At 68.1% G+C, this 15,269-nt stretch carries 15 protein-coding genes; 6 read left to right on the top strand and 9 right to left on the bottom strand.

Annotation, left to right across the window (positions count from 1 at the left end):
- The 3 genes from HC022_RS03525 to HC022_RS03515 all read right to left on the bottom strand — a co-directional run.
- Positions 1-366 (bottom strand): TRAP transporter small permease (locus HC022_RS03525; RefSeq protein WP_167451357.1); only part of this gene is annotated, 366 nt, incomplete at its 3' end.
- Positions 367-435: 69 nt separating this feature from the next.
- Positions 436-1,539: a C4-dicarboxylate TRAP transporter substrate-binding protein gene (locus HC022_RS03520; RefSeq protein ID WP_167451356.1), complete on the bottom strand. Its 1,104-nt coding sequence runs from the start codon at positions 1,537-1,539 to the stop codon at positions 436-438.
- A gap of 58 nt (positions 1,540-1,597) precedes the next feature.
- On the bottom strand, positions 1,598-2,074 hold the full coding sequence (locus tag HC022_RS03515) for a MarR family winged helix-turn-helix transcriptional regulator (RefSeq protein ID WP_008886805.1): 477 nt from the start codon (positions 2,072-2,074) through the stop codon (positions 1,598-1,600).
- 446 nt (positions 2,075-2,520) lie between these two features.
- On the opposite strand from HC022_RS03515, the gene HC022_RS03510 reads away from it, so the two are divergent.
- The 4 genes from HC022_RS03510 to HC022_RS03495 are packed head-to-tail and all read left to right on the top strand — an operon-like array spanning position 2,521 to position 7,490.
- A complete protein-coding gene (locus HC022_RS03510; RefSeq protein WP_167451355.1) occupies positions 2,521-2,913 on the top strand; it encodes a thiosulfate oxidation carrier protein SoxY in 393 nt (130 codons plus the stop codon).
- A gap of 51 nt (positions 2,914-2,964) precedes the next feature.
- The gene (locus HC022_RS03505; protein ID WP_167451354.1) at positions 2,965-4,263 is read left to right on the top strand and encodes a hypothetical protein; all 1,299 of its coding nucleotides are present in this window, start codon (positions 2,965-2,967) and stop codon (positions 4,261-4,263) included.
- Between the two features lie 25 nt (positions 4,264-4,288).
- On the top strand, positions 4,289-6,373 hold the full coding sequence (locus HC022_RS03500) for a LodA/GoxA family CTQ-dependent oxidase (RefSeq protein ID WP_167451353.1): 2,085 nt from the start codon (positions 4,289-4,291) through the stop codon (positions 6,371-6,373).
- Positions 6,374-6,380: 7 nt separating this feature from the next.
- Positions 6,381-7,490, top strand: a complete 1,110-nt coding sequence (locus HC022_RS03495) for a tryptophan 7-halogenase (RefSeq protein ID WP_167451352.1) — start codon at positions 6,381-6,383, stop codon at positions 7,488-7,490.
- An 11-nt stretch (positions 7,491-7,501) separates the two neighbouring features.
- Here the strand turns inward: HC022_RS03495 and HC022_RS03490 are convergent, their stop codons facing one another.
- Genes HC022_RS03490 through HC022_RS03480 form a run of 3 tightly spaced genes read right to left on the bottom strand, consistent with a single transcriptional unit; the run spans position 7,502 to position 10,339 of the window.
- Entirely contained in the window at positions 7,502-8,785 is a 1,284-nt protein-coding gene (locus HC022_RS03490) for a TRAP transporter large permease (RefSeq protein WP_167451351.1), read from the bottom strand.
- Positions 8,782-9,279, bottom strand: a complete 498-nt coding sequence (locus HC022_RS03485; protein ID WP_008887189.1) for a TRAP transporter small permease — start codon at positions 9,277-9,279, stop codon at positions 8,782-8,784. Before HC022_RS03485 ends, HC022_RS03490 begins: the two co-directional genes overlap by 4 nt.
- A 49-nt stretch (positions 9,280-9,328) precedes the next feature.
- Positions 9,329-10,339 (bottom strand): TRAP transporter substrate-binding protein, encoded by a 1,011-nt coding sequence (locus HC022_RS03480; protein WP_167451350.1) that lies wholly within the window; start codon positions 10,337-10,339, stop codon positions 9,329-9,331.
- 276 nt (positions 10,340-10,615) lie between these two features.
- On the opposite strand from HC022_RS03480, the gene HC022_RS03475 reads away from it, so the two are divergent.
- Positions 10,616-10,978, top strand: coding sequence for a YbaN family protein (locus tag HC022_RS03475; protein WP_089955994.1), 363 nt, complete (start codon positions 10,616-10,618; stop codon positions 10,976-10,978).
- A gap of 142 nt (positions 10,979-11,120) precedes the next feature.
- Entirely contained in the window at positions 11,121-11,672 is a 552-nt protein-coding gene (locus HC022_RS03470; protein ID WP_008887089.1) for an HdeD family acid-resistance protein, read from the top strand.
- Between the two features lie 7 nt (positions 11,673-11,679).
- Here HC022_RS03470 and HC022_RS03465 read toward each other — a convergent pair whose 3' ends face one another.
- The 3 genes from HC022_RS03465 to HC022_RS03455 all read right to left on the bottom strand — a co-directional run bounded on the left by HC022_RS03465 (position 11,680) and on the right by HC022_RS03455 (position 15,257).
- Positions 11,680-12,951, bottom strand: coding sequence for an O-antigen ligase domain-containing protein (locus HC022_RS03465; RefSeq protein ID WP_167451349.1), 1,272 nt, complete (start codon positions 12,949-12,951; stop codon positions 11,680-11,682).
- A gap of 143 nt (positions 12,952-13,094) precedes the next feature.
- Complete coding sequence (locus HC022_RS03460; protein WP_167451348.1) at positions 13,095-14,531, bottom strand: hypothetical protein; 1,437 nt, start codon at positions 14,529-14,531, stop codon at positions 13,095-13,097.
- Positions 14,532-14,642: 111 nt separating this feature from the next.
- A complete protein-coding gene (locus tag HC022_RS03455; RefSeq protein WP_089956002.1) occupies positions 14,643-15,257 on the bottom strand; it encodes a response regulator transcription factor in 615 nt (204 codons plus the stop codon).
- Between the last annotated feature and the right edge of the window lie 12 nt (positions 15,258-15,269).

Genomic DNA, 15,269 nt, shown 5'->3' with positions numbered 1-15,269 from the left:
CGCGAAACGCCCGGTGAAGAGTTCGATCAGGCGGATGACGTTGACCAGCAGCGCGAGGCCGAAGGACACCGGCAGGATCCAGTAGCTGGGCCATGTCGGGAAGCGCATGGTGCCGGCCTCGACGTAGACGCGGCGGGCGGTCTTGCTCACTGCCTCCACGGTGGAGCCCCAGAGCAGCACGGCCAGCACCGCGCCGAAGACCGTGAGCCCGAGCAGCAGCACCGCGCGCAGCGGCCAGCCGGTGAGCTTCTCGGTGAACACCGTCGCCTCGATGTGGCGGCGCTTGAGCTCGGTCATCGCCAGCAGCACGACGCCACCCAATACCATACTGATCCGCGCCACGGCGGTTTCGATCGGTTTCAGCATCCGATGCTCCGGGAAATTGCGGGGTGAAGCGGGTGAGCGCCCCGGGTTGGCGGGGCGCCCGGCGGTGACTCAGCCGCCGTAGGTCGCGAAATCGACCTGCGACCAGATCTCCTGCGCGCGCAGCTCGCCCAGCGCCTCGGGCGTCATGTCGGGGGTGACGAGCCCTTCCCATTTCTGGATCAGCGCCTTGTAGCGGTCGATCTTGGACTGGGCATCGGACACGCCGCGCTCTTCGAGGATCTTGGCGGCGTTGGCGAGGCGCTCTTCGTTGAACGCGGCCTTGGCATCGACGAGGCTCTGGTCAGGCTCGATGAACTCGACCAGCTTCTGTTCGCGCACTTCGGCGATCTGGGCATCAAAGCCCGCGAGGCCCGCGGCCAGACCGTATTGCGAGGCAGTGGCCAGCGCCTTGCGGTCGGCGGTGTCCATGCGGTCCCAGAGCATCTTGCCGGCGGTGGCAACGGCCGCGCCGTTGAACACGCCCTGCTCGATCTCGGTGACGTAGCCCACCACGTCGCCAAGGCGGTTTGCGATGATCTCGTGCGGCGAGCTGAAGGTGGCGTCGATCACGCCCTGGCTCAGCGACTCGAAGAGCTCGCTCGAGGGCATCTGCACGGGCGCGCCGCCGGTGCTTTCGATGAAGGCCGCGTAGAATGGCGAGCCGCTGCGGATCTTCAGGCCCTTCATGTCGTCGAGGGTGCGCACCGGCCTGGTCGACAGCAGGTCGTAGAGCGGCGTGGTATCGGAGCCGAGATAGACCTGCCCGTTGCGGGTGAACTCGGCCTGGCAGGGCTCGCAGGTGACGATGTACTCGGTCACCGCCGACGAGACGACCTTGGCGCTGGAGCCCAGCATCGACAGCTCGGAGACCAGCACGCTGTCCGGGTACTCGGCGACGAAATAGGGCATCAGCAGCGGGCCGAATTCGGTCACGCCGTCACGCAGGCTGGTGGACATCTCGTTCGGCGCGACCAGCCCCGAGGGCGTGTCCATGCCGGTCCAGCGCCCGTCGGTCAGCTCTTCGAGCTTGGCGAAGATCGTCGGGTAGACGTCGGTGGCGATGGCGTGGCTCGGGCCGAAGCCGCTGGTGGCGCGGATGGTATCCGCCTGGGCCGTCAGCGCGACGGCGGAAATCGAGCATGCGAGCAGGCTCGCGGCAAAGCGCGTTTTCATGGGTCTCCTCCCTGTGTTGCGTCACGCCCGTCCGAACCCCGACGGACCGCGACCCTCCTTATCGCGTCCGCTGGTCCTCGAGCCGTTCCAGAACGGCCATGAGGCGGGTGCGATCCTCCTTGTCGAGACAGCCGACGATCGTGTCCTCGGCCTGCCTTATCTTGTCGGCCGCCCGGTCGCGCAGACGGCGGCCGCGCAGCGTGGCGGTCAGCGCATAGCGCCTACGGTCCGTGGGAACCTTCTTGCGGGCGATGAAGCCGGACTGCTCGAGCTCGTCGATGATCACGACCAGGTTCGAACGCTCCATCTGCAAGGCCGCCGCGAGCTCGGTCTGAACGATTCCGGGATTGTCGGTGATGATCGACAGGCAGGAGAAGCTGACCACCCTGAGGCCGTCCTCCGCGAGCACCTGCTGTGCCACCGGCTGAATCTGCATGTAGGCGCGCTTCAGGCGGTAGCCGATCAGGTCACCAAGCACCGTGTCCTCCACATTCTGGCCCACACGGTCGTCCGGACTTTTATCGAGTTGCGGCATGCGGTCCCTCCTCTGCGATAATTGGTATTCGGTATAATTGTTATGGTCAATAAGTATTTTCGGGAGCGTCATTTCGGAGCGTTTTCCTGGAACAGTACCGATACCAAATATCTGCTTAATATACTGAAATATAAGAAAATTATAAGAAATCCGACGGAGAGCGTCTCCGCCCCGCCCCGAGCATCCGCCCCCGCGCAGCGTCAATTTTTCCACCCGTTTTCCGCCGCGCCCGACGCCTCGATTCCACCTTGGAACGCCCCGGACTCAGCTGCTCTGCACCGCACCCGAATGCTGCATCTGCGAGAGCCCGCCCTCGGGGCCCAGTGCCCTCACTCGCCAGAACCGCCCGTAATTTACCTTGCGTAAACAAGCATGAAATGACAACCTTAGGGAGAAAATGGATCCACGCGTTCCACGGTGTCAGGACGAGTCGGGGGGAGAGGATCATGCGCAGCACAGCAGCAGTGACACTGGACCGGAGGGCCTTTCTTGTCGCCACCGTCCTTGCCGGCACCGCCGGCGCCGTGCCGTTTCTCGCGGCCGAGCCCGAGCCAATGCGGCTGACGCTAACCACCGAGACAGGCGGCACCGGCCTGCGCTACCGCGTCCTGCTCGAGAACCCCGCCAGCGCGCAGGCGCCGGTGCGGTCGGTGCAGGTCTTCGCGCTCGGCGAACGCCAGCCGCTGCTGGCCAGCTTCGACATCGATCCGGACGCACCCCGCGCCGAGATGAGCGGCCCGCTCGACCTCGGCCGCGAACAGAACGTCATGGCGCTGGTCCGTCTCGACGACGGCACCATGCTCCATGCCCGCAGCCACGTCTCCGCCGCCAGCGGCTGAGGCGCAGCCACGAAGAAGAGAGTCCGGACTCGATCCGGGGGGAGGGACCAGATGACATTTCGTACCGGCGGCCTCGCCGCCATCCTGCTTGCGGGTTTTCTCGGTGTGCCCGCCGCACAGGCGCAACAGGGCACCGATTGCAGCGCCCCCACGGACTGGTTTCCCCACGCGCAGACACCGCCGCCGGACGACAACGCGGATTTCAACAGCAACTGCGCGTTTCACCTGTGGTCGTGGCAGGCCTTCCTGTTCCTCACCCAGAACAACGACGACGGCATGCCGCGCTTCCTGAGCCTGATCCCGGCGCAGGACGTGGTGGACGGCGTCCCCGACACCGAGCCCGACGAGGTGATGCTGCGGCCTCGCGCCCGCAAGAGCGACATGGGCGAGACCTTCGACGAGGTCGGACAGGCGGGCTCGCTGGGGCTGCTCGTCGATCAGAACGGCCGGGCGGTCTATTACTCGATGTACGTGAACCAGACCTACTACGATTTCGTGGTCACCCAGAACCAGTACAACGTCCCCGCCAACCTGCTCGCCGCCCCCGCCGACCAGAACTACCCGATCGGATCGGTGACGCTGAAGGCCGCGTGGAAGATCATGGGCGCCGACGAGGACGCGGCGGGCATCTTCACCATGTCCGCCACCATCGAGAAGCTCAGCGCCGACGCCGCGGGCAACGTCATCGCCGACCCCGGCCAGACCGAGGAGGTCACCGTAGCCCTGGTGGGCCTGCACGTGGTCGGCATCGTCAAGGGCCACCCCGAGGCGATCTGGGCCACCTTCGAGCACCGCAACAACGCGCCGCAGTTCTCGCTGGGCCAGCTCATCGACGACCCGGTGAGCAGCCAGGATTTCACCTTCTACGCAGCCAACACCACAGCCGGTGAGTGCAACCAGAACAACGCCGCGTTCCTGACCCTGACCGATCCCGCCACCCAGACCCTGTCGCCGGTCACGCAGGTCTGCCGGCAGTATCCCTTCGGCGGCGGCTCGACCCAGAACTCCGCCAACATCGGCAGCCTCAACAGCACCGTGCACGCCGGGCTCGAGGCGGACTCGGTCTGGCGCAACTACATGGAAACCGGTGCGATCTGGTTCAGCCAGGCCGACGCGCTCGAGCCCAACATGGCGATGGACGGCAGCATCATCACCGGCTCGGTGAAGCTGTCCAACTCGGTGATCGAGACCTTCACCCAGAAGGTGCGCTCCGAGGACCAGTGCTTCTCGTGCCACCGCACCGACATGGTCTTCCCGCCCGACGCCGTGGACCGGCCCCTGCCGGGCAAGAACCTCAACATCAGCCACATCCTTCTGAACGCCTACGTCCAGAACCTCGAAGCCAAGTGACCGGACACGCAAGGAGAGACATGCCATGACATTCCGCATTCATCCGGCCATCGGCATCGCGCGCGTCGGCAACAGCGTCGAGTACTACATCGGCCCCGAGACCATGGCCGGCATGCCGCAGGAGGGCACCGACCTCAACGGCGGCCTGCCGATCCGGCCCGACACAGACGGCGAGACCATCACCAGCGCCGACGTGCGCGACGGCGCCGGGGCGCTCAAGCGGCAGGCGGCGCGGTTCACCGTCTTCGAATACGACGACGCCCCGCTCGGCAGCTTCCCCTCGGGCGACGGCACGCCGGTGGGCATCGGCACGGTGCTGTCGGACGGGCGCACGGTGACCGACATCATCTGGACGGTGCACCTGGCCAACAAGAAGGCCAACTGCTGGCTCGAGGTCGACGAGGAGGGCATCGCCTCCTACACCGGCGGCGGCCTCCCCCCGCTCCGCAACCCGGGCTTTGGCGGCGCCGACGACCCCTCGGCGCCGGAGCGGCTGGCGAAGCTGGTGATCGACGCCGGCCCCCGCACCATCCAGGGCACCGGCGCAAGAGTCGAGTTCGACACCGCGACCCCGGCCTCGGCCTATGTCGGCGGCGCGGTGACCGAGCTGCCGGACTATCCCAAGCAGTTCCCCGACACCGCGACCTTTCCCGACCTCGTCTGCCCCTCGGGCGAGGCGATCACCACGCTGGGCGGACTGCGCACCGACAGCAAGGGGCGGCTCGAGGTTCTGGGCGGCCACGGGCTGGCCTGCGGCTTCGGCGCCAACGCCCTGCCGCTGATGCACGACGTGAACAACGACGGCTGGTTCGACGACACCTCGGACGGGCCGGTGACCGCGGTGCTGGTGCTCGACGACGGCAGCGAGGTGCCGCTCGAGGGCAGCGCCTGGGCGGTCGCGACGGACCCGGGCTATGCGCCGCAGACGCTCAACATCGTCTCGCTCTGGGATGACATCTACAACACCTGGATCGAGCATTTCGACGTCAACCCCGGCATTTACGCCAACGGCGCCTACCTGCCCGACTACCAGCCGGATTTCTACGAGGACATCTTCCCGGTCTTCCGCGCCGCCTCGCTGCAGATGTGGAACACCAACCTGCCGGACTCGGCCATCGCCGCGCATGACAGCATCGACAACATCACGCCCGAGGACGACCCCGGCAACCGGCTCTACGTCAAGGCGCTGATCCGCAACCCCAACCCCGATCCCGACGGCAGCAACGACTTCGCCACCGGCTCGCCGCTGATGCCACTGTCGCTGGGGGACGCGGGAAAGGCCTTCCTGACGCTGTCGACCAGCCAGTATTTCTTCGTCATGCAGTGGTTCGACAAGAAGTTCACCGCCACCCCGCCGGTGCCGCTGGGACCGGGCGAACGACTGGACAAGGTGGTGCTGGCGAACTGCCTTGGCGGGCGCTTCAGCCCGGGCATCGACCTCACCTTCATCGTGCGCGACACCGAGCTCTACAACAGCGACTGGACCAACCCGGCCATCGGCCCGTTCCGCATCGCCATGGCGCCGCTGGATTACGGCAGCGCGCAGGCGGGGACGCCCTTCCTCGGGGTCGGCTACACCCCCACGCGGCCGGGACAGGCGGGGGTCGAGCCCGGCGACATCTGCAAGTTCATGGCCATCCCCTGGCACACGGATTACAACTCCTGCGCAACCCACCTGCCCGAGCCCAACCCCGGAGGTGACGTCAACAGCCGCAAGGACCCGCACGTGTTTGAGGGCATCAACACCACGCTATTCTGGTCCTGGCCCGCGCAGCGGCCGGTGGCGGTCTACACCTTCGACGACCTCGCCGCGAACGGCGGCGCCCTGCCCCGGCAGAAGTTCTCGGTGCGCGGCGAAGGCACCAAGGCGCAGCCCTCGCCCGCGGGGCCCGGCCCCTTCCCGGCGCAGAACGTCGGGCGCTTCCAGGACCGTGAGAACATCCTGCTGAACTGGCAGAAGATCGGCGTCGTCATGCAGGGACCGGCGATCGAGGGCTACGATCCGTCCTATCCCACCAACTACTACCTCGAGGTGGCGAGCCTCTTCGAGGACGATGCCGACCCGGTGATCCCGTGGCCGAACACCATCTCCGACAACCCCTCGGGCTGATCGCCGCATGATCGCAGACACCACGTTCGAAAGCTGCGACGTCGCGGTGCTGGGCGGTGGCCCGGCGGGCGCCGCCTGCGCCATCGCGCTGGCACGGGCCGGGGTCGGGCGCGTGGTGCTTTGCGAGTCGGAAGAGGTGCGCCCCTTCCGGCTGGGCGAGACCATCCCGCCGGACAGCCGTGCCATCCTCGACCGGCTGGGCGTGCTGGATGCGTTCCTGGCCGACGACCACATGGCCTGCCACGGCAGCTGCTCGAGCTGGGGCAGCGACGGGCTGGGCTACAACGACTTCATGCTGCGCCCCTACGGCCACGGCTGGCACATCGACCGGCCCCGCTTCGAGGAGCTGCTTCTGGAAAACGCTGCGCAGGCGGGCGCCGAGCTCTGGCTCGGGGCGCAGTTCGCGGGAACCGAGCGCATCGACGGCGGCCACCGGCTGGCGTTCCGCGGCGCGCCCGCGCTAGAGGCGCGCTTCGTGGTCGATGCCACCGGCTGCAGCGCCGCCTTCGCCCGCAGGCAGGAGGCGCAGCGCACCGGGCTCGACACGCTGCACTGCATCGCCGCGCGCTTCCGCAAGGCCGCCCCAGGCCTGTCGCGGCTGACATGGCTCGAGGCGGTGCCCGAGGGCTGGTGGTACGCGAGCCGACTGCCCTCGGACCGGCTTCTGGTGCTTTTCGCCTCCGACGCGGACGTCGTGCGCGACCATGGTTTCTCGGACCCCGAGACGTGGCTGGCGGCACTGCGGCGCACCCGGCACATTCGCGCCCTGCTCGAGCATGTCTCGGACGCGCACGAACGGCCCCGGGCCGGGGCGGCGCCGTCCTTCTGCCTCGACCGGGTGGCGGGAGATGACTGGGCAGCGCTCGGCGACGCGGCCTCGGCCTGCGATCCGGTCACCGCGCGCGGGCTCTGGAAGGCACTCTCGGGGGCGCTGGTGCTGGCCGACGCGGTGCAGGCGGCGCTCGCCGGCGACACCGCGCCGCTCGACGCCTATGCCGGCGCCGTGCGGCAGGACTTCACGACCTACCTCGCCATGCGCCGGGATCTCTACGGGCTCGAGACGCGCTGGCCCGACGCGCCCTTCTGGGCGCGGCGCCACGCCAGCGTCACCGCCTGAGCCCTGGGCGCTCAGCCGAAGATCAGACGCGGCACGAAGAGCGAGATCTGCGGGATGTAGGTGATGATCAGCAACACGATCAGGTTCACCACCACGAAGGGCCAGACGCCCTTGATGATCTCGGTCACCGGCTTGTCGAGCGTCGAACTCGCCACGAAGATGTCGAGCCCGAAGGGCGGGGTGATCATGCCGAGACAGACGTTCAGCGTCGCGATCATGCCGAAATGCACCGGGTCGATGCCGAAGCTCTGTGCCACCGGGAAGAGCGGCGGCACGAGGATCAGCAGCGTCGAGTTCGGGTCGATGAACATGCCCGCCACGAAGAAGCAGAGGTTCACCACGATCAGGAAGGTGATCCGCCCGGCCTCGGCGGTCTCCATCATCGAGATGATCCCGGCGGGGATCTGCGCCAGCGTCACGAAGAAGCTGATGAGCCCGCCCACCGCCAGCAAAACGAAGATGATCGCGGTGTTGATCGCGCTCTCCTCGGTGATCTGCACGAGTCCCTTCAGATCGAGGCTCCGCAGCACCACCATTTCGACGAGGATGGCATAAACCACGCTCACCGCCGCGGCTTCGGTCGGGGTGATGACACCCGAATAGATGCCGCCAAGGATGATGACCGGCATCCCGAGCGCCCATTTTGCCCGCCAGATGGCATGGAACCGGGCGCCCCACGGCAGGCGCGGGTCCGCGGTTACGCCGCTGCGCAACGCCTGGATATGCACGAAGATCGCGAAGGCTGCCGCCAGCACCACGCCAACCGCGAGCCCGCCCGCGAAGAGTTGCGAGATCGAAGTGCCGGTGATCCAGCCGTAGACGATCAGCGTGATCGAGGGCGGGATCAGCAGCGCCGTCTCGGCCGAGGCCACCAGCAGCCCGAGGCTGAACTTCTCGGAGAACCCGGCGCGGCGCATCTCGGGGTAGACCATGCGCCCCATGGCCGCGACCGTGGCGGGCGCCGAGCCCGAGACCGAGCCGAAGGCCATCGAGCCGCCGACCACCACGTGACCCATGCCGCCGCGGGTGTGCCCGAGCAGCGCCTTGACCACGCCGATGAGCTGGCGCGCGATCTGCCCCGAGCCCATGAGGTTGGCGGCGAAGATGAAGAACGGGATGGCCAGCAGCGTGGAATGGTCGATGCCGCCCACGATCTTCTGCACCACCGCCGCGTCAGGCAGCTGCGGCCAGAACGCCTGCTTGTAGGCCAGCGCCGGCAGGCCCAGCACCAGCATCATCTCGAAGCCGAGCGCCAGCAGCGCCACCGCCAGAAGCAGGATCAGCGCGAGCATCATGCCTGCTCCTCCTGCGCGGAGAAGCGGTCGATGACGCCGAAGAGGCTCAGCGCGTAGCGCAGCGCCAGCAGCAGGAAGCCCGCCACCGGCGCCATGTAGATCACCCCCATCGGCACGCCGAGCGTGGGCGAGCTCTGCCCCGATCGCAGCACGAACTGCACCAGCCCCACCGCCAGCCACGCGACGTAGAGACAGAAGCCGATGCCCGCGATGTCGATGAGCCGCTGCACTGCCTTCAGCGCCGCCGGCGGCAGCCGGTCGCGCAGCGTGGTGATGCCCACATGCTTGCCCCGTTCCAGCGCCAGTCCCAGCGCGAGGAAGACGAGGAACAGGTTCATGATCCGCACCGCCTCCTCGATCCAGGCGAAGCGGCTGGCGAAGCTGCCGCCAATCTCGCGGGTGATCACCGAGCCGGTGTAGAGCGTCACCATCGACAGGAAGAGCGCGACCAGGACGGTGCGTTCGACCGTCCGGAGCAGGCGGAGGGCTTTCATCGGGGCTCCTTGATGCAGGCGGCCCCGTGTCGCCGGGGCCGCCCTGACCTTAGTTCAGGCTCTCATAGGCCTGCGTATAGGTGTCGAGCAAGGCCTGCCCGGCGTCGTCCGTCTTGGCGACATAGGCGGCGGAGGCGGGCTCGAACATCACCTCGCGGAAATTCGCCCGCTCGGCCTCGTCGGCGATCCGCACGTCGGTGCCCGACTCCTTGATGGCGGCGAGCGCGTCTTCGACGGCGGCGGCCTTGTGCGCGGTCAGCTCGGGGATGACCTCGGCAAAGGCGTCACGGATGATGGTGCGGTAGTCCTCGGGCAGGCTTTCCCAGAACATCGGGTTGAACAGCACCACGTCCTCCATCGCGCCGTGATCGGAGACGACAAGGTAATCCTGCACCTCGTAGAACTTCATGGCGCGGATGGTGTCGAGCGGGTTCTCCTCGCCGTCCACGACGCCGGTCTGCAGCGCGGTGTAGAGCTCGCCGAAAGGCAGCGCGATGGCCGAGGCGCCAAGTGCGTTGAACTGCTCGATGAGGATCGAGCTGTCCATCACCCGGAACTTCTGGCCCGAGAAGGCCGAGATGTCGTCGAGCGGCTTGGACGAGGTGAACTGCTTGGTGCCGTTGGGCCAGAGGTCGATGGCGACCAGACCCTTGTCCGAGAAGCTGTCGAGCAGCGCCTCGCCGAAGGGCCCGTCGCGCAGCTCGGCGGCGGCGGCGGTGTCCTCGGGGACGAGGTAGGGAATGTCGAGGATCGACACCAGCGGGTTGAAGCCGCCGAGGAAGGCCGCTGGCGACACCGTCGCCTCGAGCGTGCCGAGCTGGACGCCCTCGGTCATCTGGCGCTGGTTGCCGAGCTGGCCCTGCGGGAAGAGCTGGAACTCGACGGCGCCCCCGGTGCGCTCCTTGACCAGCTCCGCCACCTTCTCGAGGTGGACGTGACGGCTTTGCTGGGTGCTTTCGAGGTGGCCGATCTTGGCCACGAAGTCCTGCGCGAAGGCCGGGGTGGCGAGACCGATCGCCAGCGTGGCGAGGATCGGATGAAGGAAGGACGCGGTCCGCATCGGGATGTCTCCGTAAAGTCGCAAATTCCTAGTGGTGCGCCGCAGTTTCACACCCCGCCCCATCGGGGCAAGCGCCATGCGTCAGATTTATGACACGCCGCGCTTTTGCCGCCGCACCCATGGGGGCACGCTGAAAATTTGCACAGGCCCCGCCGGGCGCGCAAGTCCGCAGCATAGGCGCCCCGTGTCAGATCGCCCTTGGCCAGCCGCGCGCCGGGCGCCATATCTGCAGGAGGGCGGCGCATCGGGCCGCCGCTTCTGGGACGGAACGGGCAGGTGCGGGCACTCTGGATCATGCTGGGCGTTACAAGCCTCGGGCTCGGGATCATCGGGATCGTGCTGCCGATCCTGCCGACCACGCCCTTCGTGCTGCTCTCGGCCTTCGCCTTCAGCCGCAGTTCGCCCCGGCTGCACGCGGCGCTGCTCGCGCACCGCACCTTCGGCCCGCTGATCCTGCGATGGCAGACCGAGCGCGCGATCCCGCGCCGCGCCAAGATCATGGCGGTCACCATGATGACGCTGGTCTTCCTCGGCAGCCTGCTGGCCGGCGTCTCCGAGCGGGTGCTGCTGATCCAGGGCATCGCCATGGGCGGCGCGGCGATCTTCGTGCTGACCCGGAACCGCCCCTCGGACGAGTGAGCCGCCGCCATGGCCCGCGGGTCGCGCCACGGCCGCAGATCAGGCGAATGGGCTTGACGCGACCCAAGCCATGCGAATTGATGCCCCCAGGCCAGAGGCGCCGCCGTCCGGGCGCGCCGGCGGAGAAGCGAGGAGAACCACCATGAAGATGTGGGTGAAATGGCTCATTCTGGGCATCCTGTCGATCCTGTTCGGCCTGTTCGTGCTTGCGAACCCGGTCGCCGCCTCGATCGCCGTCACCACGCTCGCCGGCATCCTCTTCGCGGTCGCCGGCGGCTTCCAGATTTTCGCGGGGTTCGGCGAGGGCAGCACCTCGAACAAGGTCATGAGCTTCGGGCTCGGCCTGCTGCTGCTGCTGCTCGGGATCTCGCTGATGTTCCGCCCGCTCGAGGGCGTGGTGTCGCTGACGATGATCGTCACCATCCTCTTCGCCGCCAACGGCGTCACCCGGCTGATCACCGCCTTCCGGATGCGCCAGACCCCGTTCTTCTGGGCGATGCTGCTCTCGGGCGCGCTGTCGGTGCTGCTCGCGGGCTACATCATTGCCAACTTCTTCGAGGTCGCGCCCAGCCTTCTCGGGATCCTTCTGGGCATCGAGCTGATGTTCAACGGCATCGGGCTGGTGATCCTCGCCTTCTTCCTGCGCACCCACGCGGAAGAGATCAGGCAGGCGCTCAAGGACCTCGAGAAGTAAGCCGCCCTCAGGCCGCCACAGCCTGCACGGGCTCCGCCACCGGCGCGCGGCGAGCCTCTGCAAGCTCGCGCGCATGGATGCCCAGCAACACCAGCGCCGGCCACAGAAGATAGGCCTCGATCTCGAGGTTCTCGCCGAAGGTCAGCAGCACGATCACCATGCAGAGCCCCAGCGGCAGGCGCCCGCGCGGCCCCATGGCGGCATCGCGCAGCGCCAGCGACGTCTGCCAGATCAGCGGCACGGCAAAGGCCAGCAGCCCCACCAGCCCCTTCACGAAGAGCAGCCCGAACCACGTGTGGTGGCTGCCGATGGGCATGTACTCGACGATGTGCGGGCCCGGCTGCACGGTTCCGTGGCCGAACCAGACCGCCTCCTCGCGCCAGCGTTCCTCGGCGATGCGCTGCAGGGTCTCGCGCACCCGGGTGCTGTCGGCGCGGGCGCCCTTGAAGGCGTCGACCCCGTTCGAAATGGTCCGCGCCAGCCACGTGCCGGTGATCGCCAGCGAGGCGGTCAGCCCCGCCGCCGCCGCCCAGGCCCAGCTGCGCAGCACCAGCGGCATCATGCGCGGTCCCATGGTGCAGGCCACCAGCCCGACAAGCCCCATGCGCGACTTCGACGCCAGGATCATCAGCACCCCCGCCGCGAGTCCCGCCGCGCGCCAGCGCTTGTCGGTGTCCTCGAGCGCGAACAGCACCGTCGACACCCCGAGCAGCGCGGCAAAGGGCGACCATGGCGCATAGAACTGCCAGCGCGGCGTCCACGAGGCCGGGTCGAAGGTGAAGAAGTAGACCGAGAAATACTCGGGCCCAGGGCCGCCGATGGCCTTGAGCGGCGAGGTCCAGATGCGCTCGGGCAGCCCGAGATGCGGGGCGGCCAGCAGCACCGGCGCAAGGCAGAGGGTCACCAGCCCGAGCCGGCACTGGGCGCGGACGAGGATCTCGCGCCGGATCGGCAGCACCGCCCCGATCAGCGGGAAGAGCGCCAGCAGCGCCCATCCCTTGGCCCAGCCGATCGAGGACTTGATGGTCTGCTTCATGCCCAGCGACCAGTCGAGATGTCCGACCCAGAGCGCCACCAGCATGACCAGCATGCCGACGCCCCAGCCCCAGACCACCGGCGGCACCGGGCCGGTGGCACGCAGGTCCTCGCGGATCGCGGGCCCGAGGTAGAGCGACAGCCCCGCCAGCATCGCCAGCGTCCAGGCCAGCACCGGCCCCACCACGTAAAGCGCCCCGATGCCATAGAGCGGCCAGGTCCAGGTGATGGTCTTCCAGATCATCGCCTCGGCCGGGTTCCGGGGGGCAATGACCGCTGCGGAGCGGGGCGCCGCGATGACGGCCTCCGAAGGGTCTTGCGGGGAAATCACGGCCCCGGCAGGACCACCGGGCGCAATCACCGCATCCGGGGCGTTGCGGCCGGCGCTCACTGCCCCTGCCCCTTGACCGACAGCAGCCCACGGATCAGCGCGCCGCGGATCCAGGCGAGGCAGAGCGAGAAGACCAGCAGCATGCAGGCGGCGACACCCGCGGCCAGCGCCAGCTTGCGGTTGGGCGACGACGGCCGGTCGGGCAGCGTCGGGTCCTCGAGCACCTGCACCAGCGGGTACGAGGCATATATGTCGGTCTTGCTCGACTGGGTGCGGGCGATGGCCGAGGCAAAGACCGCCTCCGCCACGCTGAAGTCGCGCTGCAGGTCCTCGAGCTGCGCCGCCAGCGGGGCCAGCGCATCGAGCCGGGCGCTCTCGGTCCGGCGCAGGGTCTGCAGTTCGGAAAGCTCCGCCGCGATGCCCGCGCGCTCGGCGTCCTGCCGGACGAGCTCTGTCAGCAGCGTCGCGCGGCCTCCGTCGATGGCGCGTTCGAGCCGCATCCCCTGCCCGGTCAGCTCCACGGCGCGGGCCTCGGCCTTGCTGCTCGCGGCGTCGAGCGTGGCGGCGGCCTTGACCACCTCGGGGTGCTGGCGCCCATAGCGCGACCGCACGTCGGCCAGCTCCGCCGAAGCCTCGGCGATAGCATCGAGCAGCGCAAGATAGGTGCTGTCGCCATTGAGCCGCAGGATGGTCGAGGCCTCGGTCGGACCGGTGTCGAGCTGCAGCTCGAGCCTGCGCACCGCCGCCTCCTTGCTCTTGTGCTCGGTGGAGAGCGTCTCGATCTCGGCCTTGAGGTCGTCGAGCTCCTGCACCTGCCGCCGGTACTGCTCGGCCGAGTGGAGCCCGCTCTCGGCCTGCAGCCCGGCGATGTCCGAGCGGGTCGCGGCGACCGAGTTCTGGTATTCCTCCATGGCGGCGAGCCCGCCGTTCTGGCGGCTGTCGAGCTCGTCGCCGCGCAGACGGTCGATCTCGGTGAAGAAGGCATCCATCAGGGCGCCGTTGCGGGCCTGCGCCTCCTCGGGCGAGGGGCCGACCATCTCGATATGGATGAACGCGGTCTGGTCGACGAGACGCACCCGAGGCTCGCCGAAACCGCGCGGATCGACGCCGAGCCGACCGGCCGCGTCGCGGATCACCCGGTCGGCGGCGAGCAGGCGCTTGTAGGTCTCGGTGGGCGAGATCGAGTTGCTGGCGAAGGCCGAGTTCGAATAGCTCGACGCCTGCCCGATGTCGGCGAGGTTGACCGTGGCCGACGCGCCCGAGCCCGGCAGGATCAGCGACATCTGGCTGCTGTAGCGCAGCGGCGCGGATTTCAGATAGCCGGTGATCGGCGCCCAGATCGCGGCCGATCCCAGCGCGAAGATCCACAGGTACCGCGGCAGACGGCTGAGATCGAGCGAGGCGCCCCCCATGAGGAGGCGCCGGAATGTAAACCGGCGAAGGAATCGCGGCTTGCGGGCGGGCGTGTCGAGCGAGGCATCCTGCGAGGTCATGGGCAAACTCCTTTGCCCAAGCTTCTACCTCAGCGTGTACCGTTCCGGGGGTGCGCGGCGGGAGACGCGCGGCGGGCGGATGTCCCGCCGCCTATCCGTCCGGACAGGGTCTCAGAACAGCCCTTCGTCGCGCGCGACGATGGCGGCCTGGGTCCGGTTGTTGACCTCGAGCTTGCGGTAGAGCGTCTTCATGTGCAGCTTGATCGTCGGCTCCGTCAGGTCGAGATCGCGGGCGATCTCCTTGTTCGACTTGCCCTCGGAGAGCCCGCGCAGCACCTCGAGCTCACGCTTGGTGAGCCGTTCGGCCAGCGGGTGCTTCTCTTCCTCCTCGGCCGCGGTCATGAAGGCGATCGGGGCGTATTGCTCGCCCATCGCCATGAAACGCACCGCATTCACCAGCGACTTCGCGGGCAGCGTCTTGGGCACGAAGCCGGCGGCGCCAAGCGCAAGCGCCTGTTCGGCGACATCCTTGGTGGCCTCGCCCGAGATCAGGGCGACGCGCTGGCCACCCTTCATCTCCAGCGCCTCGCGCAGGCTGTCGAGCCCGCGCATCCCCGGCATCTTGTAGTCGAGCAGCACGAGATTGTAGGCCTCGTCGTTGCGGATGCGCTCGCAGGCTTCCTCGAAACTCGACGCGGGCGTGGTTTCGATCCCGTCCTCGGCGCCGAGGAAGGCGATCAGCGTGTCCCTGAGCAGATCGTGGTCGTCTGCAATCAGCACTCTCATACCCATTTCACG

It is taken from the genome of Salipiger sp. HF18 (assembly GCF_011806505.1).
Lineage (GTDB): Bacteria > Pseudomonadota > Alphaproteobacteria > Rhodobacterales > Rhodobacteraceae > Salipiger > Salipiger thiooxidans.
This window is presented reverse-complemented; position numbering and strand designations above follow the sequence as displayed.